Source organism: Kineosporia corallincola (assembly GCF_018499875.1).
Taxonomy (GTDB): Bacteria; Actinomycetota; Actinomycetes; order Actinomycetales; family Kineosporiaceae; genus Kineosporia; species Kineosporia corallincola.
This window is the reverse complement of the sequence record NZ_JAHBAY010000014.1, coordinates 146,936-167,303: the sequence shown is the minus strand read 5'-3', so window position 1 is coordinate 167,303 and position 20,368 is coordinate 146,936. Positions and strand designations below refer to the sequence as shown.

General features: G+C 68.6%; 16 protein-coding genes. 9 read left to right on the top strand and 7 right to left on the bottom strand.

All coding sequences use genetic code 11. The features are described 5' to 3' along the window. The first annotated feature begins 543 nt into the window (after positions 1-543). Genes KIH74_RS28540 through KIH74_RS28530 form a run of 3 tightly spaced genes read left to right on the top strand, consistent with a single transcriptional unit; the run spans position 544 to position 4,348 of the window. Entirely contained in the window at positions 544-1,272 is a 729-nt protein-coding gene (locus tag KIH74_RS28540; protein WP_214159466.1) for an NUDIX hydrolase, read from the top strand. Next, entirely contained in the window at positions 1,269-2,435 is a 1,167-nt protein-coding gene (locus KIH74_RS28535; RefSeq protein WP_214159465.1) for a 5'-methylthioadenosine/S-adenosylhomocysteine nucleosidase family protein, read from the top strand. Before KIH74_RS28540 ends, KIH74_RS28535 begins: the two co-directional genes overlap by 4 nt. Then, complete coding sequence (locus KIH74_RS28530) at positions 2,432-4,348, top strand: hypothetical protein (RefSeq protein ID WP_214159464.1); 1,917 nt, start codon at positions 2,432-2,434, stop codon at positions 4,346-4,348. Before KIH74_RS28535 ends, KIH74_RS28530 begins: the two co-directional genes overlap by 4 nt. Before the next feature lie 113 nt (positions 4,349-4,461). Here KIH74_RS28530 and KIH74_RS28525 read toward each other — a convergent pair whose 3' ends face one another. Then, the gene (locus tag KIH74_RS28525; protein WP_214159463.1) at positions 4,462-5,901 is read right to left on the bottom strand and encodes an ATP-binding protein; all 1,440 of its coding nucleotides are present in this window, start codon (positions 5,899-5,901) and stop codon (positions 4,462-4,464) included. Positions 5,902-7,005: 1,104 nt separating this feature from the next. Between KIH74_RS28525 and KIH74_RS28520 the strand changes: the two genes are divergently transcribed. The 5 genes from KIH74_RS28520 to KIH74_RS28500 are packed head-to-tail and all read left to right on the top strand — an operon-like array spanning position 7,006 to position 12,121. After that, a complete protein-coding gene (locus KIH74_RS28520) occupies positions 7,006-8,304 on the top strand; it encodes an MFS transporter (RefSeq protein ID WP_214159462.1) in 1,299 nt (432 codons plus the stop codon). Next, positions 8,249-9,193: a 50S ribosomal protein L11 methyltransferase gene (locus tag KIH74_RS28515; protein WP_308114026.1), complete on the top strand. Its 945-nt coding sequence runs from the start codon at positions 8,249-8,251 to the stop codon at positions 9,191-9,193. Before KIH74_RS28520 ends, KIH74_RS28515 begins: the two co-directional genes overlap by 56 nt. Then, positions 9,190-10,578, top strand: a complete 1,389-nt coding sequence (locus KIH74_RS38960; protein ID WP_214159460.1) for an iron-containing redox enzyme family protein — start codon at positions 9,190-9,192, stop codon at positions 10,576-10,578. Before KIH74_RS28515 ends, KIH74_RS38960 begins: the two co-directional genes overlap by 4 nt. After that, positions 10,575-10,880: a Rieske 2Fe-2S domain-containing protein gene (locus KIH74_RS28505; protein WP_214159459.1), complete on the top strand. Its 306-nt coding sequence runs from the start codon at positions 10,575-10,577 to the stop codon at positions 10,878-10,880. The genes KIH74_RS38960 and KIH74_RS28505 overlap by 4 nt, the downstream gene beginning before the upstream one ends. A gap of 5 nt (positions 10,881-10,885) precedes the next feature. Beyond that, complete coding sequence (locus tag KIH74_RS28500) at positions 10,886-12,121, top strand: ATP-grasp domain-containing protein (protein ID WP_214159458.1); 1,236 nt, start codon at positions 10,886-10,888, stop codon at positions 12,119-12,121. Positions 12,122-12,163: 42 nt separating this feature from the next. Here KIH74_RS28500 and KIH74_RS28495 read toward each other — a convergent pair whose 3' ends face one another. Next, positions 12,164-13,105 carry a LysR family transcriptional regulator gene (locus KIH74_RS28495; protein WP_246573314.1) on the bottom strand — a complete coding sequence of 314 codons (942 nt, stop codon included), beginning with the start codon at positions 13,103-13,105 and terminating at the stop codon, positions 12,164-12,166. 109 nt (positions 13,106-13,214) lie between these two features. Here KIH74_RS28495 and KIH74_RS28490 point away from each other — a divergent pair, with 109 nt between their 5' ends. Then, the gene (locus KIH74_RS28490) at positions 13,215-14,135 is read left to right on the top strand and encodes a LacI family DNA-binding transcriptional regulator (RefSeq protein ID WP_214159456.1); all 921 of its coding nucleotides are present in this window, start codon (positions 13,215-13,217) and stop codon (positions 14,133-14,135) included. A gap of 37 nt (positions 14,136-14,172) precedes the next feature. Here KIH74_RS28490 and purU read toward each other — a convergent pair whose 3' ends face one another. The 5 genes from purU to KIH74_RS28465 form a co-directional block, all read right to left on the bottom strand. Then, positions 14,173-15,075, bottom strand: coding sequence for a formyltetrahydrofolate deformylase (purU, locus tag KIH74_RS28485; RefSeq protein WP_214159455.1), 903 nt, complete (start codon positions 15,073-15,075; stop codon positions 14,173-14,175). Continuing rightward, a complete protein-coding gene (locus tag KIH74_RS28480; protein WP_214159454.1) occupies positions 15,072-15,941 on the bottom strand; it encodes a methylenetetrahydrofolate reductase in 870 nt (289 codons plus the stop codon). The genes purU and KIH74_RS28480 overlap by 4 nt, the downstream gene beginning before the upstream one ends. Before the next feature lie 89 nt (positions 15,942-16,030). Continuing rightward, entirely contained in the window at positions 16,031-17,365 is a 1,335-nt protein-coding gene (locus KIH74_RS28475; RefSeq protein ID WP_214159453.1) for a hypothetical protein, read from the bottom strand. A gap of 304 nt (positions 17,366-17,669) precedes the next feature. Beyond that, the gene (locus tag KIH74_RS28470; protein ID WP_214159452.1) at positions 17,670-19,229 is read right to left on the bottom strand and encodes a sugar ABC transporter ATP-binding protein; all 1,560 of its coding nucleotides are present in this window, start codon (positions 19,227-19,229) and stop codon (positions 17,670-17,672) included. Beyond that, positions 19,226-20,359, bottom strand: coding sequence for a sugar ABC transporter substrate-binding protein (locus tag KIH74_RS28465; RefSeq protein WP_214159451.1), 1,134 nt, complete (start codon positions 20,357-20,359; stop codon positions 19,226-19,228). Before KIH74_RS28465 ends, KIH74_RS28470 begins: the two co-directional genes overlap by 4 nt. Positions 20,360-20,368 lie beyond the last annotated feature (9 nt).

Genomic DNA, 20,368 nt, shown 5'->3' with positions numbered 1-20,368 from the left:
CTCGCAGTCGGCAACGGGGACTGCGAATCCTTATGGAGGAGGCGGGTACCAGCCTTAGCCCGGATCCACCGACGGAATCTTTGAGTAGATCCATTGATGACAGTCCGCAGTGGTGTCGGGCGGCCGATCAGCGCGACACCACCTATCACCACGAGCAGACCTCCCAGCGGCACGGAAAGCGCCGCGGTGATCGCGAGCAGCGTGTGTCCGGTGTCGAATGACACCAGCCGCGTTCAGGTTCGGAGAGCATCCCTTTCCTGAGGCGTGTCACCGCGACGAGTGCAGACAACGAGGTCCGCGCGGGGCGCGCAGACCCCGTTGCGTTGCCCGATCGACACGAAAGGTCGGGGACGAGATGCTCGCGGTTTCCGGCCGTCAAGGCGATGGACGTGGGGGCATGACGGCAGCAGAGCCTTCCGTCTGCAAGCAGAACGATCAGTCACGGTCGAAGCCGAAACCTCCCAGGTGCCTACTTCTGCCCATTCGTGAAGAGCTCGGCCTCAGCTATTTCTGTCCTAAGGACAATAATCTAGTTTGACGTTTATGCCCGAGTCTGAATGGGTTCCCCCCTCAGTCCTGATCGCCGTCGACCTGATGGTCCTGACCCTGCGCGGCCCCCACCTGTACCTGCTGCTGATCGAGCGGGGCATCGAACCGATGCGGGGGCAGCACGCCCTGCCCGGCGGATTCCTCAACCACGACCGCGAGGAACTCCTCACCGCAGCACGACGTGAACTGCGGGAGGAGACGTCCATCGACCTGGACTCCGTGCACCTGGAACTGCTCGGCGTCTACTCGAAGCCGGATCGGGATCCTCGCGGGAGAGTGGTGTCCATGGCTTACCTGGCCATCGTTCCCCGGCTCGGAGACCCGCAAGCCGGCACCGACGCGGCCGGCGCTCGCTGGCACCGGGTCTCGGCCGTTCTCGACGGTTCGCTCCAGCTGGCCTTCGACCACCTCGACATCGTGACCGACGGCGTGGAGCGGGCTCGCCAGATGCTCGAGACCACCACATTGGCAACAACTTTCTGTTCTCCACAGTTCAGTCTGAGCGATCTGCAAGAGGTTTACGAGGCGGTGTGGGGCGGACCGGTGGACACCCGCAACTTCTACCGGAAGCTCAGACGCTCAGAAGGTTTCGTGGTCCCGGCCGGTCCGGTGCGCCAGGGGGCCGCGGGACGCCCGGCGCGCCTCTACCGGGCCGGTCCGGGCACGTCGCTGTATCCCCCCATGGTCCGTGACTCCCTCATCCACTCCAGGAGCGAAGAATGAACCGCCCGATCCTCTTCCTGACCGCGGTCGACGTGGAACGCCGGGCCGTTCTGGAACACCTGACCGATCTGCGCGACGTCACGGTGCGAGGCACCCGCTTCATCCAGGGCACGACCCGCCGGGGCCGGCACACGGCTCTGCTGGCCCAGACCGGCCAGGGCAACGCCGGAGCGAGTCTGACCGCGCAACAGGCGATCGCGCGATTCACTCCGGCGATCGTCATCTTCAGCGGGATCGCCGGAGCGCTGCAACCTCATCTGGAGCTGGGCGACGTGGTGGTGGCCGAGCAGATCACGGCCTTCGGCGGCGGGCTGAGCGAGGACGACGGCTTCTGGGCACGGCCCCGTTCCTGGCAGGTGCCGCACGCCGAGCAGCAGTTCGCGCGGGACCTGGCCGAGGACGCCGTCTGGAAGGAGACCCGGCCGGCTTACGCCGGGCGGGTCATGGTCGGTCACATCGCCTCGGGCGAGGTAGTGCTGAATTCTCGCACCTCGGACATCGCCCAGCGGCTGCTCCAGCACCACAACGACGCCCTGGCCGTCGAGATGGAGGGGGCAGGAGTGGCTCGGGCAGCACACTCCAACAGCGTGCCCTTCATGGTCGTCCGGGCGATCAGCGACCGGGCCGACGGCACCAAGTACACGACGGACCGGGGCGACGCACAGCGCCAGGCGGCCGCCACGGCGGCTGCCTTCGCGGTGCTGCTCGGCGACGAGCTCGCCCGGCGCCGTCCCGACGAATCCCGATCCGGCAGGCCTTCTCACGACCAGGGAGACGACATGACGCAGCAGCCCGCCCAGCAGAACGTCCAGCAGACGGCCCAGGGCAACGCCCGGGTCGGGAACATGGTCGGATTCCACCACGGCAAACTGATCTACGGAAGGGACAGCGACCAGGCCGCGGCAGCCCTCAACACGGAACTGGCCCGGCTGAGGCGTCTCCTCGAAGGTGCGCTGGCCGAGGGCCGGATCAGCGACGCCGAGCACCGGGAGGCCTCACAGCATCTCGCCGACGCCGAGTCCGTGGTTCCGCCGCAGGACCCTCAGCAGCAGGGTGCCGCCCTGTGGGTGCTCGGCAAGCTGCTGGGAATCGTCGGCGGGGTGGCCGATCTCAGCGATCACGTGAACCGGATCATCACCTCGGTCAAGGGGATGACGGCATGAATGACTTCGGTGACGAGGTGAACCAGACAGCTACGGACGACGCCGAGATCGATATGATGATCGGGGTGGTGCGGGGCGACGTCTACTACAACACCACGCCGACGCCCACTCCCCAGGACGTGTTCGAGTCCGGTCAGCGATATCTGGCCAGCAGCATCGTCGACACTGCACGGGCCAAGTTCTCCGAGGCGATCGGGGGCGGGCTCCGGGGCGGGGAGGTGTGCTTCTACTTCGTGCTCGCCCTGATGAGCGGGCGCACCCGGGAACAGCTTTCCGAGTCCGAGCGACAGCAGCTGAAGAGCGCCGGACCGGAGTTGCTGCCCGAGGGGGTCCCGGGGCCGGCCGAGCGAGCGGCGCGACTCGTCCTGGACCTGGTGGATCTCGATGCCAACCGCAGCGACGACGTCGCCGTCCTGTTCGACCGGCTGGACCGGACCCCCGAGCAGTGGCGCACGCCGATCCTGCGGCACCTGGAGTTCGTCATGGACGGGCAGGCCAAGAACGCGCTCTGGGAGCGGAGTGTCACCCAGGCGAATGACAACCAGATGGCCGGTGACCGACTCGATCGGGCCTGGAAGTTCTTCCATCCCGAGCCCGATCCTCCGGAGAAGCCAGCGATCCGGGAACGTCGCACGGACCGGGCCTCGGCGATCGTCCTGGCCGCCAGTTCCGTTGTCGCGGTGTCGTTCCTGATCCAGCTCGCCCAGTCGGCCGGGAGCGTCACCAGCTACGCGTTGCTCGTGCTCGGCCTGGCTGCCGTCGCGACGTGCGTCTTCCTGGTGTCCGATCTCTCGGCGCACCGGCGCGTGAGATTCCGCCCGTCGGTCGTCGAGACGCCCGCCGAGCCCGCCCCCAGGCACTTCGCAGGCCCTCTCAAGACGTACTGCGAGCGGTACGCATCCGATCTTCCGGATCCGAAGGCGTGGCTGGCCGCGACCGCATCGATTCGCGAGGCCGTGGCGTGGGAACTCGCCCTCACCCACCCCACGCACGGGCGCGGACAGACCGGTCCCGTCCGCTGGCTCATCCGCCATCGCGCCGGGCAGATCCGCCGGACCGGGCTTTCCGGCAATCCCGCGCTGCTCTCTCCGGAACTCGTTCCTCCCAGGCTGTTTCCACCGGCCATCCTGGCGACTGCTCTGATCGGCACCGTGACCGGGCTGGCTCTCGTCGGCGAGGCCGTCGGGGCAGCGCCGCTGCCCACGCTGCTCAGGGTTCCCGTCATCGCACTGGCCGGCTACCTGGCTGTACGTCTGGGCCTGGAGATTCTGGGACGCCGGCGTGAGACGCACTACCTCAGGAAGCGCGCGGCGGACGAGCACTCGCGCGCGCTGAAGTCTTTCGCCGCCTGGCAGGCCAAGTTGAGCGACAGCCCCGACGAGGGCGAGATGGCCGAGTGGCTCAGCGCCGACAGGGTGCTACTGATCGACAGGGCGCTGAAGCACTACAAGCTCGAACCCCGCCGGGTGCTCTCGCACGGGATCCTTGAGTCGCCGGACCGGACCAGGCGCCCGGTCCACAGCCGGGCCCGGGTGCCCCAGGGACCCTGGCGCTACCGGCACTACGCCCTGGTGATGTTCTTGCTCAGCAACGACGGCATCCGGCAGGTCACCACCAAGCTGGACTTCAATCGCGGTGAACTGAGCGGCGAGAGCCGGGAGAACTTCCGGTACGACACCATCTGCTCCTTCCGGGTCGAGACCACCCGGGGCAACGGACGACTTCTGAAACTGCGCAGACTGGATGGCAACTCGGACGACTACGAGATCGTCACACCGGACGATGCGCCGGGAATCACGGACGACCCGGCCGAGGTGGCCGACATCTCGGCCGACGCGGCCGGCCTTCACCAGGCGATCCACCTGCTGGAAGGCATCGCCGCCGAGGGCAAGGGCTGGATCGGCGAGTCCTGAGCCCTTCGACGCGTCATACGGTCCATCCCGTGCACGCACGCGGCCACTGTGCAGGCAACCTTGGCCGGCGGCAGAGTTGCCATCATTCGGACCACTCGCCATCTGACGGCATGTCAGAACCTCCAGGCGTCGACGACGTCTTCAGGGGTCCAGACCACGTCCACCGCACCGTCCGGCAGATGAGCACCGGACCGTGAGACCACCATCAACCCGCTCCGGGAAGGAGAGAACCCTGGCACCTCCGCAGCTCCCTCCTGGAGTTTGCGCAGGTCATGCGCGTCGAACGGAGTCCCTAGCCATTTCAGCGAGCCGCAGAAGTAAATCTCTGTGGCGATGGGGCCCCGGTCGGCACCGACCAGATCGATCTCCGGATTGAACTGACGGTTCCACCAGCCACCGACGGTCTGGGTCTGCGGCCATGGAACCGAGCCGGTGACGGTTGCCTGTTCCAGGGATGCCCGCACGAGCGGTTCCACGGCCCGTCCCCGCCAGCTGCTCCAGCGGTTTCGGAAGACGGCGAACCCCGCTTCGGGACGCCCCCGGCGGGTCAGATTCTGCACGTCCCGGAGGACAGCCAGGTAGAGGCGCAGGCTGTTGTCGGCCACCCGGTACAGAGCAGGCTTACCGCTGCTGATCGAGAGCGGTTGGTCGACGGCCAGGACCTGCTTGTCGTCGGTGAGCTGTCGCAGCAGTGGGGAGAGCGTTCCGGAACTCACCGCTCCTTCACGTCCACCTGCCGTGCTGGCGATGTTCGCGAAGGCGCGAGCATCCCCGCCCACTGCCTCCACAACCCGGCGGGCGACGTCCGGATTCGGGAACTCGGAAGCCAGCGACTGCTCAGGAACCGTGAAAAGTGGTGAAGCAGGGTCGGCACACTCTTCGGCAAGGTATGTCTCCGCAGGCATTGCCGCCGGCCAGCGCAGCATGATTCCCGGCAGCCCACCGGTAATCAGATGGGCATCTACGGCGTCCGATCCGGAAAGGCCTGTGGCTTCTGCTGTTTCGGCAAGATTTAGAGGCCCCAGGGTGAGATTGTCAGCGCGCCCGTAGAACGGCCGGTCGTACGCGGTCAGTCGTTGCATCATGTGCAGGTCGCTGCCGAGCAGCAGGAGCAGGACCGGCTTGCTCGACAGCAGCCGATCCCAGGCGACCTGTAGATGACCGTCGAAGGTGTCGTCCTGCTCCGCCAGCCAGGGCAGTTCATCGAGAACCACGATGCTCGGCCGGTCCGGTAGCGCATCGGCCAGTATCCGGAGCATGCCGCCCCACCCACCGGGAGGTGGCGTACTCGGGCTCAGCGCCGTGTCGGTCGGCAGATCAGACTCAGCGAGGGCAGTGAGCAGTCGGCCCGTCGATTCTGTGACCGACTCCCCCTTGACCGCTGTGAAGTACAGGTAGGGCAGTCCGGAACGATCGCAGCATTCCTGGACCAGCCGCGACTTGCCGACCTGGCGGCGCCCTCGCAGGGCAACGGCCAGCCCCCGGCCTGTCCGCGCAATGTGGTCCAGGCGCTTCGACAGGAGGGACAGTTCAGTACGGCGCCCGACAAACATCGGCCCTCATCGTGTAGATGCCATCTATGTAGATGCAATCTACCTCCTCCTTCGCGGGGAGTCGTGTTCCTGCTCTACCTGGACCAACAGGCAGGCCCATGGCAGCAGGAGCGATGGACAGCAGCTCTTCCCAGGTGCCCAGGTCATGGTCGACGGCGCGCGCCCAGCCCGGACTACACATGCAGGGCGTCAGAGCCGAGAAGAAGATGCCGGGTAACGGGAACGTCGGAATGTGCAGTATCACGCGGTCGGCGGCGCGGGCCGAGCCCCCGAACTGGTGCCCACTGGCTGCGGCACATGCCTACCCGATGGGGGCGAATCAGGGCCGGGAACGGAACCCGTCATCTCACGGCGGTAAAGGCGGCCAGCGTCGCCCTTCGGATGAGCGACCAGACCTGGGAGCGTCTACCACCCCATCTGGTTTGCACTGCTACGAAAGAGAATCCGCAGATTCGGCCCCGATCTCGACCGACAGGCATCGATGCGCCAGGGGTCCTGCGAGTGGCCGGGTCCGAGCCCTCGTCGAACTCCGCCGGACCACCGAGCTCGGGCGATGAGCGTGGGAAAGTCGCCCAGGAGCCTGACAGCACCTTCTTCACGGTATTCAGCGGCCGGTTGGCAAGTTCGACAGAACCGGCTGCTGTCAAGACCACATCCCCTGCCCGATCGCGCGGAGCGCCCCTGATTCAAGCCCACCCTCATCCTGACCAAGAGTGCTGAGCGCCGGGCGAACAGCAGGTGTCCGGCGGCCACAAGGGTAATGATGAAAGAGGCGCGGCATCACTGAGAAAAACGCGATGACCTGCGGGAACAAACCAAAACAATGACACCGATCAGTGTCGACTAGCGGAAATGCGACATCAATTCCGGCGCTTGACCCAAATCGGGCCATCGCCTACTGTGAACGTCGTGCTCAGGGGGAAACATGTTGGCAATACCGGGTTTACTGCTGCGCATTCAAAACCGGTAAACGATCACGTCTTTCCCGAGTTTCGCCTGAGGAGACGGGACAGGTCCGAGAGATCGTCATTCGATCCCGTGACGACCGGACTCGATACTCTCGGCAGCGAATGATCGTCTCTTCTCAGCGGAGTGATTCTCGAAATGGAACCGAGCGTCCGAGCAGCTCATCGCAATTTTCAGTATCTCTGGGCCGGTGAGACGCTCAATCTCTACGTCGAGCAGGTCGTCGCGTTCGCGGCTCCCCTGCTGATCGTCACGACGCTGAACGGTTCCGTCGCCCAGGGCCAGATCCTGACCTTCCTGTTCTTCCTGCCCTACCTGGTGTTCGGCCTCAACGCCGGCGTCTGGCTGGAGTCCACGTCCAAGCAGCGGGTGGTCGTGCTCAGCGCGCTCGCCCAGGCGGTCGTGCTGCTGGCGATCTGGGGCGTCGCCACGTTCTGGCACCTCGACCCGTGGTCGCTCGGCGGGCTGGTGCTGGTGTCCGGCGTGATCGCGGTGTTCTTCCAGATCGCTTACCAGAGTTACCTTCCCACCATCTACTCGGACCAGGCGAGCCTGCTCACCGGCAACGCCCGCCTGGCCCTGTCCGACGCCGTCACCCGGGTGGCCGGGCCGGCCACCGCCGGCTGGCTGCTCGTGGCCATCGGCACCCGCTCCACCTTCGGTCTGCTGCTGGGCCTGATGGTCGTGGCCACGCTGCTGTTCTCCCGCATGCGCCCCGACCCCCGGGCCACCGTCGGCACCGGGCCGAAAGAGCGCACCGGCACCCTGATCCGGCAGGGCATCACGTTCGTGCGCGAGCACCCGTGGCTGAACCCGATCATCAGCTGCGGCGCCTATTACATCGTCTTCGTGACCGCCATCAAGACAACGGTGGTGCTCTACCTCGTCACCAGCGACAAGGCGAGCGAGTCGGTCGCAGGTGTGGTCACGGCCTGCATCGCCGTCGGTTACGGCGTCGGCAGTGAGCTCGCCCGGCGCCTGGTGCCACGTTTCGGCACACGTCTCACCCTCCAGGTCAGCGCCCTGGTCTCGGTGACCGGCGTGGCCGCCAGCACCTGGGCGTCCGTCACCCTGGAGTCAGGCGCCGTGGCCTGGCTGACCGGTGCGGCGTTCCTGATCCACGGGATCGGCGACGGCATCTTCGCGCCCACGGCACTCTCGGTACGCCAGGTCAGCACTCCTCCCGACCTGATGTCCCGGGTCACGTCGGTGCACCGTTTCTTCATCTGGGGCGGCATGTCCCTGGGCGCCGTGGCCGCGGCCGTTCTGACCGCCGCCACCGGCCCGCGGGTCGCACTGATCGTTTTCGGTATCTCGGTCTTCGGGACGCTGCCGGTGCTCTACCGCAAGCGTCTCAACCTGTCGAAGCCGGAGGGAACCCATGGGAGAGATCCCGAAGTGGCACTACGCAATGCTGAACGACACCCAGCGGAATGACGCTCTGAGCCAGGCCATTTCGGCTCGGGTCACCGATGAGGCCCGAGTGCTGGACATCGGGGCCGGCACCGGTCTGCTGTCCATCCTCTCGGCCCGGGCCGGCGCCCGCAGTGTGGACGCCTTCGAGGCCCACACCGAGATGGCGGAGGTGGCCGCCCGCACCATCAAGGCCAGCGGCGCGGGCGACAAGGTCGCTCTCCACAGCACCATGTCGAGCAACGTGTCGTTCCTGCCCGGTGACCGCAGGAACTTCCTGGTCACCGAGATCTTCGACTGCGGCATCATCGGCGAGGGCATCCTGCCCACGCTCCGGCACGCGCGAAGATCCATGCTCACCCCCGGTTACGCCTCCATCCCCCAGGCGGCCACGCTCAGCGGCCGGCTGGTCGCGTCCCCCGACATCCGCCGGCTCAACGAGGTCACCTCGGCCTGCGACGTGGACGTCTCCACCCTGAACGAGCTCCAGACCCGCGGCCACTTCCCGGTCCGGCTCCAGACCTGGGACCACACCCTGGTCAGCGCCGAGGCGGGGCTCTACCACCTGGATCTGACCCAGGAGCCGCCGGACCCCGGGCAGGCCTGGGACGTCGTGTTCGAGGCCGACACCACCGCCCTCGCCGACGGCATCGCCGCCTGGTTCACCATGGACCTGGGGGCCGGCGAGGGCATCGACACCGCGCCCGGCACCCCCTCGCACTGGATGCAGGCGTTCATCCCGTTCCCCCGGCCGGTCCAGGTGATCGCGGGCCACCCGCTCACGGTGAGCCTGTCGATCGAGGACGAGGTCTCGATCGTCGCCCGGCCGGTGCTGCCGGACGACACCGGCCTGGCCGGCCCGCCGATCGAGTTCGAGTACGAATCCATCCTGATGAACGGGGCGAACCTGTGACCGCCGCCAACGATGCCAACGCCGCGCACGCCGCCATGCACGCCTACGCCGACCGCACCATCTTCCGCGACTCCGACACCTGGGAGATGTCCCGGCGGCCGTTCCACCGTTCGCTGCGCCCGCAGGCTCTGCACGAGGTCGACCTGGCCCGGCCGCTCACGCCCGACACCTTCATGAACTACGAGTCCCTCGCCGCACAGCGGGTTCTCACCTGCGTGTACGAGCAGGACCTGGTGTTCCTGCCGGAACAGCCCTACGACGGCTGGCTCAAGGACTTCGAGGAGTTCTACTCCCCCGAGACCCGTGAGCTGGCCGGGCAGTTCCGGGGACAGCTCGAGCAGTACTGCTTCGGCTACCTGGAGCAGGAGATCGAGGTGTCGCCGGGCTGGACCCGCGAGGACTTCACCACCTACCTCGACGACAAGTGCCGGCCCTCCGACGCGGTACCGGCCTGGGAGAAGGCCATCCGGGAGAGCCCCGACCCGAAGCGCGCGGCCCGGATGTGGCTGGTGCAGTTCGCGCCGGACTTCCTGTCCGAGTCCTCGCCGATGATGAAGAACGTGCTCGGCAACTACGGGCCGGTCCAGTCGGAGTGGTTCAAGATCCTGATCGACGAGTACGGCTACGGGGTGCACCCCAAGAAGCACTCCACCCTGTTCGAGAACACCCTGCGCAGCGTCGGTCTCAACACCGAGACGCACTACTACTGGCAGTACTACCTGGCCTCGGCGCTGGCCGCGAACAACTACTTCCACTACCTGGGCTCCGAGCACCGGCACTTCTTCCGCTACGTCGGGGCGCTGATCTACACCGAGACCACCCTGGTGGAGTTCTGCCGGCGCGCGGCGGCGGTGCTGAACGACGTGTTCGAGGGCGAGTGCGACGTGGAGTACTTCACCGAGCACCTGCACATCGACGACCACCACGGCCGGATGGCGCTGAACGACGTGGCCGTGCCGCTGATCGAGAAGTTCGGGCCGGAGATCATCCCGGACCTGGTGCGCGGCATCCAGGGCTACGACTACGTGATGAACAACTTCGACTCCCAGTTCTCGATCCAGATCTCCTGGATGGACGAGCAGGAGCAACTGTTCGGCCTGCACAAGGACATCATCGAGAAGGTCCAGGCCGCGGAGAACGTGCCACTGGCCAACCTGGACGAGCACTTCAACGAGCTGTCGAACTCGCACTGCCACAACCAGGACGAGCTGTGCCACATCATCTCCGGGCAGATGTACTTCTTCTCCGGGCTGGACTCGAAGCTGATCCTCAACCCCGGTGACGGCGTGGTCATCCGCAATCGCCGCCAGCACGGGGCGGACATCCTGTCCGACGGCTGCAAGTACCAGATCTACACGATCGGCGACGTGAACCAGTGGGTGTGACGCGTCTGCGCCTGGACGGCCTCAACTCGTTCACCAGCGACACGCAGGAGTTCGTCGTCCGGGCCGGCCCGACGGGCACGGTGATCATGCCGCGGGTCTGTCATCATCGGGGTGGGCCGCTGAACCTCGGGGAGTTCGACGGCAACGCCGTCGTCTGCCCGTGGCACCGCACCCGCACCCGGTGCCCGCGGCCCGGGTCGCGCAGGGCACCTTTCGTCTTCGTCCGCTCGGGCCGGGAGGTCACCCTGGTGGGTTCCCCGGCGGTCGAACGCATCTATCGGACAACCGTTCTGGAGAAATGATTTCCGTGCGTGTCGTGGTCGTGGACCCAGCCAGCAGCGGTGCCGCCTACGTCGGTGAGCTCACCCGCCCGGACGTGGAACAGCTGGTGGTCATGTCCCCGGTGGTCCCCGAGCCCTACGCCGGTCAGGCGGAGGCCGCGGTGGCCGCCGCCGGGCCGGGCCTCACCGTGGTCCGTCTGCCGCCCGATTACGAGAACCTGCCGGTGGACGCCCGTCTGGAGGGAGCCGACTACGTCGTCTGCGGTGGCGAGACGGGTACCGGGACGGCGGACGTGCTGCGCGAGCGGCTGGGCGTGCAGCCCCGCAACAGCGGGCCCTCCGGACCACGTCTGGACAAGTACCAGGCGCAGAAGGCCCTGGAGAAGAATGGTTTACGGGCGATCCGTTCGGCCTCGGTGACGTCGGCGGACGATCTGGCGGAACCGCTCGCCTGGGGTTTCCCGCTCGTGGTGAAGCCGGTCAGCAGCGCGGGGTCGGACGGCGTCCGGGTGGTCGCCGACGTCGCCGAGCTGGAGCATGGCGTGCGCGAGTTGCTCGGCCAGGTCAACGCCGTGGGCCGGCGCAACGAGCACGTGGTGGTGCAGGAGTTCGTCGAGGGCGTCGAGTACATCGTCGACGGTTTCGTCAGCGACGACGAGCAGAAGTTCGCCTCCGTCTGCCGCTACGAGAAGAAGCTGGTCGGCGGCGTGCCGGTGTACGAGGCGATGACCTGGCTCCGGCAGGACGAGGTGCCGGGGTTCGAGGAGCTCCAGGCCTATGTGACCGGTGTGCTGGCGGCGCTGGGCGTGCGCATCGGCTGCTTCCACGCCGAGCTGTTCCGCACCGACGACGACTGGGTGCTGGTGGAGGTCGGCCTGCGGCCGCACGGCGGCGGCAACCCCCGCTTCACCCAGGCGTTCACCGGCACCTCGCAGCTGCACATGGAGGTGGAACGGGCCGTCACCGGGCGATTCACGGGTGGCCCGATGTCGCCGCTGCGCTATCGCGGGCGGGTGGTGTTCTTCTCCGTGGACGGCCCCGTCACCTTCCACGCCGACCCGCAGGCCGAGCTCCAGTTGCTCGACGGCCTGATCCACAGCGGCGTCTCGGTCGGCAAGGGCGACAGCGCCGACGCGCCCCGGTCGCTGTTCGACACCTTCGGCCTGGGTTTCGTCGTCCTCCAGGCCGACACGCTGGAGCAACTCGACGCGGTGAGTGCCCGCGCGCGGGCAGTCTTCGCGGACTGTCACCGGCCGTCCTAGAGCCCGGACCCTGACATCGCCGGCGAGAACTCGCCGGCGATGTCAGGCGGTGTGGCTCTCCCCCGTGGCCGCGTCGTCCCGGACCGTCTCCATCGGGTGCTCACGGAACCACTGCGTCACGAAATCCAGCAGCACACCGACCTTTCGGGGTGCCCTGGCGCCCGGACTGTGCACCGCGCACAGCGACCGGTGATGAACGTGCTCACCGCCGAACAGCGTCTTCAGTTCTCCCGCCGCCACCGCGTCCCGTGCCGCCCGCACCGGGAGCAGGGCGATCCCGCGGCCGTGCACCGCCGCCTTCGCCAGGGCCAGGTAGGAGTTGGAGGTGAAGGCGCCGCGGGTGATGCGATGCACGTGCCGGCGGCCGCCGATCTCCAGGCGCCACGACTGCTCGTGGTCATGGGTCAGGCAGTCGTGCTCCATCAGGTCGCCGGCACTCGCCGGCTGGCCGCGTCGCTCCAGGTAGCCGGGCGAGGCGCAGAGCACGAACGGCAGCGTGGTGACGCGCCGCAGCTGCATGCGCGAGTCACGCAGAGGACGCGTGTGGAACGAGACGTCGAAACCGCTGTCCACGAACGCGTAGGCCCGGTCCTGCACCCCGCCGAGTTCGAGGCGGATCTCGATCTGCGGGTACCGCACGGAGAACGCGGCGACGGCGTCACCCAGGTCGAGACTGCCCAGCCACTTGGGGCAGATGATCGACAGCGACCCGGCGACGCTGGAGGTCAGGCCGGTGAGGTTGCGGTCCTCCTCGTCGATCTCGGCGAGGATGCGGCGGGCGAAGGCGCTGTAGCGCACGCCGTACTCGGTCAGCGTGACGGAGCGGGCGGTGCGGTGGACCAGCCGGGTGCCGAGGTGCTTCTCCAGGCTGGCGACGTGCCGTGACACCGAGGACGCCGAGGTCATCACCAGCTCGGCGGCCGTGGCGAAGTTCTCGGTGTCGGCGACGGCCACCAGGCTGCGCATGACCAGCAGTCGGTCCATGGTCACGTGCCCTCCGCGAGCTGCTGTCGTCCTTGACGCCTCCATGCTCACCTCAAAGGCTAGATCGTGCAAGCATTGCCCCCGGAGCAGATCGCCGGGGAGACGGAGCATGATGGCCAGGCGCGTGACGATGCGGGACGTGGCAGAGGCCAGCGGTGTCTCCCGGGCCACGGTCGGGTTCGTGCTGAACAACACTCCGAACCAGTCGATCTCACCGGCCACCCGTGAGCGGGTGGAGCAGGTGGCCAGGGACCTGGGCTACATGGTCGACGGCATCGCCCGGGCCATGCGGGAGGGGTCGTCGCGGATCGTCGTGCTCAACATCGACGCCAGCCTGGAGGGCAACTACTCGCGCTCGTACATCCGTGGTCTGGACGACGAGCTGGCCCGGCACGACCACATCCTGGTGGTCAAGCACGGGCATCCGGGCGAGGAGTCGACGCGCAGGCTCACGCACCTCGTGTCCCCGCGCGCCGTCATAGATTTCGCCGCGAACTACTCCTCGGGCCGCGAGCTGGCCGACGGCGGCTGGGACGACGGGATGGCGGCTCACACGCTCGTGCAGATCGGTCACCTGCACGAGCGCGGGCACGAGCGCCTGGCCATGGCGCTGCCGCCGGACCCGACCACGTTCGCCCGGGTGCGGGAGCGGTTCTCCCGCGAGGCCGCCGAGCGGCTGGGCCTGCCCCCGCTGGTCCCCTTCACCCTGCCGCATCCGGACGCCGGCGGCGTCGAGGCTCTGAACACCCTGCTGGAGAACGAGAAGGTGACGGCGGTGGCCGGTTTCACCGACGAGCTGGCCCTGCGCGTGCTGCGGTGCGCACACCTGACCGGGCGCACGGTGCCCGGCGACCTGGCGGTGATCGGGTACGACGCCACCGAGTACGCGGCTCTGTCCTCCCCCGCCCTCACCACCGTGTACATCGACGCCGAGGCACACGGCCGGCGGGCGGCACGCCAGGTGGCCGGGGCCGGGGCCGACCACCTGCTGGCCACCCCGGCCCGGGTCGTGGTGCGCGAGTCGGCCTGAGGCGCTCAGGCACTCAAGAGCTCAGGCGCTCAGGCGCTCAGGCGAAGACGATGGTGTGGTTGCCGGTGCGAATCACCCGGTCCTCGACGTGCCACCGCACCGCGCGCGACAGCACGGCGCGTTCCACGTCGGCGCCGCGCCGGGCGAGCTCCTGCACGCTGTCGGCGTGTGACACCCGCACCACGTCCTGCTCGATGATCGGCCCCTCGTCGAGGTCCTCGGTCACGTAATGGGCCGTGGCGCCGACCAGTTTCACGCCCCGCTGCTTGGCCTTGGCGTACGGCCCGGCGCCGATGAAGGCGGGCAGGAACGAGTGGTGGATGTTGATGACCGGTGCCCCCACCTGCTCGATGAAGTCCGACGAGAGGATCTGCATGTACCTGGCCAGCACCACGAGGTCGACATTGCCCCGCAACAGTTTCAGGTGCTCGGCCTCGGCGGCCGACTTGTCCGGCCCGGAGGAGGGCACGTGGAAGAACGGGACGCCGAAGGAGCGCGTCAGGTCGGCGGTGTCGGGATGGTTCGAGATCACCATCGACACGGTCATCGGCAGCTGACCGCGGCGCTGGCGCCAGAGCAGGTCCAGCAGGCAGTTGTCCGACTTCGAGGCGAAGATCGCCACCCGTTTCGGCACCGACAGGTCGCTCATCCGGTACGACAGGCCCAGTTCCCCGACCCGGCCGGCGATGTCGTGCTCCAGCGCGGGCAGCGCGGCGGCACTGTTGTCCAGCTGGAACACGGTGCGCTGGAAGAACTCCCCGCCGGTCGGGTCGTCGGAGTACTGGTCCAGCGAGACGATGTTCGCGCCGTGCCCGGCCAGCGTCGTGGTGACGGCCGAGACGATGCCGGTGCGGTCGCGGCCGTGCACGATCAGCACGGCCTGGTCGCGTACCACCGGCCGGGGTGAGGCGATCCGCTCGGTGACGTCGGTGAGGCTCATCGGTCGTTCCCTTCCTGAAAGTCCTTGATCCATCGTGATGTCGCGCCGATTCCGCCGAAGGTGTAGAAGTGCACCCCGACCTCGCCGTGCCGCCCGGCGTCCAGCCGCCCGGCGAGCTCGGCCAGGAACACGTCCGGTCCGGCCGTCCCGATCAGGTTGGTGATCGAGAACCCGTACTTCCTGGCGATCCCGGCGCTGGTGCCCACCCCGAAACGGGTGGCGTAGCGCACCAGCCGGCGGATCCCGGCCGGGCCGGGCACACCGACGCGCACCGGCAGGGTGACGCCCAGGGCGCGGACCCGCTCGATCCAGGTCAGCACCGGGTCGACGTCGAAGCCGAACTGGGTGATGATCGCGCCGTCCAGCTGCTGCTCCCGCAGCGCCGCGGCCTTGGCGGTGAGGGCCGCCCACAGCTCCGCGTCCGGGATTCCGGGGTGTCCCTCCGGATATCCCGCGATCGAGACATGGCGTACACCATGCCTTTCCAGCAGGCCGGAGCGGATGATCGACAGGGCGTCCGGGTACGGACCGTGCGGGACGGCTGGATCGCCACCGACGGCGAACACCTGGTCACAGGCGCCGGCCTCCCGCAGGGCACCCAGGTACTCCTCCAGTGCGGCCGGTGACGCCAGGCGGCGGGCCGAGAGGTGCGGCACCGGAACGAATCCGCTCTCGCGGACGGTGCGGGCGGCCTCGACGCGGACGGGCAGGTCCTCGTTCTCCAGGAAGGTCACGTTGATCCGGGTGCCCGGCGGGATGCTGTCGCGGGCCTCGATCAGATGGGGGACGTCCTTGCCGGTCATCTCCAGGGAGTGGCCGGCCAGGAGGGTGCGGATGTCGGCGGGTGAGGCCGTGGGGATGGACATGTCGTGCGTCCTCCGGTTCCGGAACACGAAAAGGGGCATGACGGGACGCCGCGGTGGTCCCGGACCACCGCGGTCGGCCGATCAGGAGGTCAGTCCTGGCGGTAGCGGGTGCGGGAGACCTCGTTGTAGGGGCAGGGCCGGACGGTCGCGCGCAGGCGCGGGAAGCCGAGGTCGGCGTCCGGGGCCGTGCCCTGACCAGGATGCTGTCCCCAGACCACCTCGACCTCGGTACCCGGCTCCGCGATCGACCTGTCCACGAGAGTCAGCGCCAGCACGGTGTTCTCGGAGTCCAGCCAGCCGGTCTGGAAGGTGACGCCCCGGAGGCCGTCGCGCGTCTCGACCCGGTTGCGCCAGTAGTGGTGCACGAATCCCGGGTCCTCGCCCAGGGCGGCGTGCACATCGTCGCGATCGAACACCAGGGTGACCTTGGTGCGCGGGGCGTCCGTCCTCGCCTTCGTCAACGCGTCCCGGCCGATGAAGTCGTGGTCGAACGAGATCGAGCGCCCGTAGCCGAGTTCGTAGGGCGAGCAGTAGTAGTCCTCGATGTTCTCCGAGTAGAAACTCCCCTGAAGGGGTTTCATCCCCTCGTAGGAGAACAGCGGGATGGACCGGCGGTATTCGAGCAGCTCGGGCTGGGTGTAGATCGCCGCGGTCGGCGAGGGGATCCAGCCGCTGCCCAGGCTCGCGGTGGGGTACGCCCAGGCCCCCTGGTGCACCAGGCCCAGCGGCTCACCGGCCGTCATCAGGGCGTCCTTGACGAAGCCGGCGTCCGCCCAGTTCCCGATGAACTCGAACCCGGCCTGCCCGGCCATCCCATGGCGCAGGGCCCGGAAGTTCCTGCCCCCCAGGGAGACCGGGGCGGAGTGGAAGAACCTGGTCTCCGGCAGCGGACCGCCGAAGGCCCGCTCGATCAGCTCGGCGGCCAGCGGGCCCTGGATCTGGTAACGGAACACCATCGGGTCCACGCCCTCCGGGCGGGCGGACGTCTCCCGGTTGGTCTCGAACGTGACGTCGAAACCCATTCTGCGGGAGTGGTACGTCACCCAGTTCTGCGCGGCCGGCACACCACTGAGCAGGTAGCGCTCGTCCGACTCCTTCAGCAGGATGCCGTCGGTGATGATGTTGCCGTCCTCGGCCACCGGGACGAACTGCTTGGCCTGCCCGACCGCGAACTTCTCGTAGTTGTTCGCGCTGACCGCCGCCAGGGCCGCGGTCGCGTCCGGGCCCTCGATCACCGTGTCGGACATGTGGTGGGACAGGTCGGCGATGGTCACCAAGTCGTACCAGGCGTGCTGCTCGACCTTCCAGCCGGCGTACTCCGGTTCGATCACCTCGGGCGTCCAGGCCCGCGCGCCCGGCTTCCAGAGCAGGTTGACGGCCGAGCCCGCCTTGTCGATGCCGTCCTGAACGCTGGGGGCTGTCATCGCAGTGGTTCCTCTCGCCTGCGGCCACTTCCCTGTGACCGGCGCAACTAGATCGTGCTAGTTGAGCCTAGGACGACGAGGGAGGGGCGGCAAGTGCCCGCCCCTCCCCACGAAACGCACGCATAGCCTGCACCGAACGCGATCAACCGATCGGGGAAGATCGATCGGTGCAGGCCAGAAGGCTCGACGGCCACACGGCCTGAGACGGCGACACGGTCCGAGACGGCGACACGGTCCGAGACGGCGACACGGCCCGAGACGGCGACACGGCCCGAGACGGCCAGAGCCGTGAGAGCCTGCCGCCTCAGGCCGGGCGGCGTGAGGGCCGCAGCCCCCGGCGCCCGGCCCCGGCGAAGGTCGCGTGCACCACGTCGTCCGGGTCCACCGGGCCGGACAGCTCGGCCGCCACCACGCCGTCGCGCAGCACCAGCACCCGGTCGCACAGCAACGACAGCTCGTTCTCGTCGCCTCCGGCCACCAGCACCGCGCAGCCCGAGGCGGCGGCCGCCCGCACCGTCGCGATGATCGCCTGCCGGGCACCGACGTCCACGGCCTGACCGGGTTCGTGCAGCACCAGCAGTTCCGGCCGGGTGGCAAGCCATTTCGCCAGCAGCACCTTCTGCTGGTTGCCTCCGCTGAAGCTGCCGGCCGGCAGGTCCGGCGCGTGCGGCCGCACGTCCAGCCGGATCATCCACTCCTGCGCCACCTCCCGCGCCGCGCCCCGTTCCAGCGGACGCAACCGGCCGCCCCGGCGGCTGGAGGCCGGCAGCAGGATGTTCTCCCGGGCCGACATCGCGGTGGCCAGGCCGGCCTGCTCCCGGCCCTCGGGGACCAGGGCGATGCCGCTCGCCATCGCGACACCGACGTCCAGGCGGGTCAGGTCGAGCGTGCGATCGGCCAGGGTCAGCGTGCCGGCCCGGGCCGGGGTGGCACCCGAGACCAGGTAGGGGATCTCGCCGTAACCCGAGTCCGGCAGCCCGGTCACCCCGAGCACCTCCCCCGGCCGCACCTCCAGGTCCAGGTCGCGTACCACCGCCCCGCACAGTCCGCGGACGGCCGCCTTCGGCCCGGCCCGGAGCACCGCCGGGTCGGTCACCGGGGCGGACGACGACAGCGACCGGCCGAGAACCAGCCGGGCCAGATCGGTCTCGGTGATCCCGGTCGTCGGCGTGCCCGCCGCGACCACCCGGCCGTCGCGCAGCACGGTGACCCGGTCGGCCACCTCGATCACCTCCTCCAGCCCGTGACTGATCAGCAGCACCGACGTGCCGGTGGCGACCACCTCGTCCACCAGGGCGTAGAAACTCTCCATCGTCCGGCGGTTCAGCGACCGGGTCGACTCGTCGAAAACGATCACCCCGCGCCCGGAGTCGGCGTCCTGGAGGGCCCGGGCGATCGCCACCGCGGCCCGGTCGGCCTCGGTCAGCGAGGCCACCGGCTCGTCCAGGGGCAGGGGCCGGCCCAGGCGTTCCAGCAGCGGCGCCACCTGCGCCCGCTCGGTGCGCCGGCTGATCCGGCGGGTGAACCGGCCCGGCCGGTAGCGGCCGACCCGCAGGTTCTCCAGCACCGTGAGATGCCCCACCAGGCCCAGGTTCTGGTGCACCACCGCGACCCCGGCCGCCCGGGCGTCCAGGGGCCTGACCGGTGTGCGCAGGGCGACACCGTCCACCCGGATGCTCCCGCCCGGGTCGGGCGCGTGGATCCCGGTGAGGATCTTGGCCAGGGTCGACTTGCCCGAGCCGTTCTGGCCGATCAGCGCGTGGATCTCACCAGGAACGACCTCGAGCGACACGTCGTCCAGGGCCCGGTGACGGCCGAAGGTCTTGGACGTCCCGGTGATCTCCAGACGCGGTGCGCCGCTCACGCCACACCCCACAGCTCACGGAACTGGTCCTGGAAACCGCTGGGCCCGAACCACTCACCGGACGCCTGGGCCTCCTCGGTCAGCTGCACGTCACCGATGTTGTCGCCGGTGAAGAGCCGGAACGGCACCTCGTGCTCCAGCACCTCCTGACCGAGGGCCAACCGCATCACCGCGTCGGCCAGCGTCCAGCCCTGGAACGGCAGCGCCTGGGCCGCCTCGACGTGCAGAAAGTTCTTGTCCTTCAGCATCTTCAGCGAGGCCAGCGTCGCCGCACTGGAGCCTCCCTTCACCGAGGCCGCCCGGCCCGACTGCTGAACACCGGTGATCGTGGGTTGCAGGTACTGGTCGAACTCCGAGACCACGTAGCCGACACCGGGCGTCTTGAGCACCGCCGAGCTGGTCTGCGACCCGATCAGGGAGAAGTTGGCGCTGCTGATCTCGTTGACCGTCAGGGTGCAGTCCGGGCAGCTGTCCGCGACCACCTTCTCGGCCGCCTGGGCGTAGGCCCGGGCCGAGGGGCTGTCGGTCGCCGCGTTCAGCACGATCTTGGCCGTGCCGCCGGAGTCGGCGACGATCCAGGTGGCCACCGCGCTGAGCATCTCGGTGCCCGCGCCCTCCTGGTAGGCGAGGGTGTCGCCGGCCGGGTGGTCGTCGTCCGGGATCTGGTCGGCGATCAGCACCGGCACGCCGGCCTTCTGCGCGGCGTCCAGGCTGTTCGCGGCCATCGCGTAGGGGATCGCGTCGGTGATGATGCCCGCCGCCCGGGCCCCCACCGCCTGGTTGACGCAGGCCGCGATGGAGCTGGGATTGCTTCCGCCGTCACAGATCTGGGTCTTCACACCGGCCGCGTCGAGGGCCTCGGTCAGGGCCGTGGCCGTCACGGTGAACGAGGGCGCCTGCTGGGTGATCGGGATGTAGTAGACGGTCCTGCCGCGCAGCGAGGTGATGTCGCTGATCGGCTCGGACGGGACCGGGAAGGCGTCCTGGGGCTGCGACATCTTCGCGACCTCGCCGGCCAGGGCCGGGGCCGCTGCCGTGGCGGCGCCGGACGGCGACGTGGTGGAGCCGGATCCGCAGGCGGCCAGGGCCAGCGTGGCGGCGAGAGCGGTGATCAGATGAGGGGTTCTCATGGCGGGACT

Bases quoted from the DNA above. Each gene is read 5' to 3' on its own strand.
- KIH74_RS28540 (WP_214159466.1), top strand. From the start codon at position 544: ATGCCCGAGTCTGAATGGGTTCCCCCCTCAGTCCTGATCGCCGTCGAC.
- KIH74_RS28535 (WP_214159465.1), top strand. From the start codon at position 1,269: ATGAACCGCCCGATCCTCTTCCTGACCGCGGTCGACGTGGAACGCCGG.
- KIH74_RS28530 (WP_214159464.1), top strand. From the start codon at position 2,432: ATGAATGACTTCGGTGACGAGGTGAACCAGACAGCTACGGACGACGCC.
- KIH74_RS28525 (WP_214159463.1), bottom strand. From the start codon at position 5,901: ATGTTTGTCGGGCGCCGTACTGAACTGTCCCTCCTGTCGAAGCGCCTG.
- KIH74_RS28520 (WP_214159462.1), top strand. From the start codon at position 7,006: ATGGAACCGAGCGTCCGAGCAGCTCATCGCAATTTTCAGTATCTCTGG.
- KIH74_RS28515 (WP_308114026.1), top strand. From the start codon at position 8,249: ATGGGAGAGATCCCGAAGTGGCACTACGCAATGCTGAACGACACCCAG.
- KIH74_RS28495 (WP_246573314.1), bottom strand. From the start codon at position 13,105: ATGGACCGACTGCTGGTCATGCGCAGCCTGGTGGCCGTCGCCGACACC.
- KIH74_RS28490 (WP_214159456.1), top strand. From the start codon at position 13,215: ATGATGGCCAGGCGCGTGACGATGCGGGACGTGGCAGAGGCCAGCGGT.
- purU (WP_214159455.1), bottom strand. From the start codon at position 15,075: ATGAGCCTCACCGACGTCACCGAGCGGATCGCCTCACCCCGGCCGGTG.
- KIH74_RS28480 (WP_214159454.1), bottom strand. From the start codon at position 15,941: ATGTCCATCCCCACGGCCTCACCCGCCGACATCCGCACCCTCCTGGCC.
- KIH74_RS28475 (WP_214159453.1), bottom strand. From the start codon at position 17,365: ATGACAGCCCCCAGCGTTCAGGACGGCATCGACAAGGCGGGCTCGGCC.
- KIH74_RS28465 (WP_214159451.1), bottom strand. From the start codon at position 20,359: ATGAGAACCCCTCATCTGATCACCGCTCTCGCCGCCACGCTGGCCCTG.